The 1,270-nt window shown below is 58.6% G+C and carries 1 protein-coding gene; it reads right to left on the bottom strand.

The window, feature by feature from the left end:
• Positions 1-1,069, bottom strand: a 1,069-nt coding sequence (locus AC1D35_RS36260; RefSeq protein WP_477942852.1) for a helix-turn-helix domain-containing protein, incomplete at its 3' end; no start/stop codon positions are given.
• Positions 1,070-1,270 lie beyond the last annotated feature (201 nt).

Below are 1,270 nucleotides of genomic sequence, written 5' to 3'. Positions count from 1 at the left end.
GGCTTGAGGGGGGCACTTCTTTCAGCTTTAGGTTTATCACCTCGGCATTCTTCGAAAACCAGCCAGCGGGCAATGCCGCCAGGTTTTCGACGTCACCAGCCTTCATCGTGAATTCGACGCTCAACAGGTCAGATTTGCCGCGCACGGTCGAGTCGACGATCAGTTGAAGGGCGTTGGCGAGCACCGTCGGTTCCGAGATCGTCCAGTTTCTGTCCAGGGGCTCTTCCCGGCTCCAGCCTTTGGCCGAATAAAGCTTGTAGAGGGAGGTTGCGTGGTCTTCCGGGATGAGATCGAGATCCGATAAGCGCCGGATCTGTGCCTTGACCGACACCCGCCAGCGTTCCTTCAGGGACAATAGCGATGCCAGCGAGGCGTTCTTGACCTCATAGGAATAGGTGGTCGCCGGCATCAGGAAGGCGCTCGCAAATCGGAACGCCTGGCGCTCGATTTCCTTGAGGTCCTTTTTGAGCTCCTCTTCGGTGACATTGCGATGCAGAATCRCATGGCCGAGCTCGTGTGCGGCATCCATCTGCCGACGCGGAAAGGACATCTTGTCGGTCGACAGCAGGATATGGGGCCGGTTGCTGCCTCGCGCCCAGCTGCACAATCCGTCGAGCTTGGACGTCCCCATCTCGATGGAACCGACGATGCAGCCGATCCGTTCGAGAAGGGGCATCATGTCGCTGCAAGGACCATCGCCGACGCGCCAGTGGACTCGCATGTCGGCGGCAATTTGCTCGATATCCCGATCCCGCAGCTGCTTGTAGGTCGCCTTTCCAAGGACGTCGGGAACATCGATATCGGGAAAATCCACATAATGTTCAACGATGCCGCTGATTTCCTGCAGCCAGTGCATCTGCGATTCCTGGTAATCCAGATCCTTTACCAGGGTCGACGCCAGGGTGCGGTAAAACAGAGGCCGGTCGCTATTGGCGACCGGTCTTAGAAAATACTCTCTGCGAACGTTCAGATGGGCCGCCAGCTCAGTCAGGGCGTCGGCATCAGGGGCGCTGGTGCCGTCCTCCCAGCGGGTAACGGTGCTGGGGTTGACGCTGATCAGCGTGGCCAATGCTTTCTTGCTGAGAATTCTCCGTGCCGCTCTCGCTTCGATCAGTCTTTCTGGGACAAACCCCGGAGTTCCTACACGCATGCATGTCCTTCCCCGGCTTCATGAGCACGGGTCACGTTGTACTTCGCTCGTGGTCATCATCGCCTTTGGGCGGGTCGGGCTGCTCGGGCGGCACGTACTGCGTAATCGTCTTCTTCAAGC

The organism is Rhizobium sp. P1_E6 (genome assembly GCF_056405875.1).
This window is presented reverse-complemented; position numbering and strand designations above follow the sequence as displayed.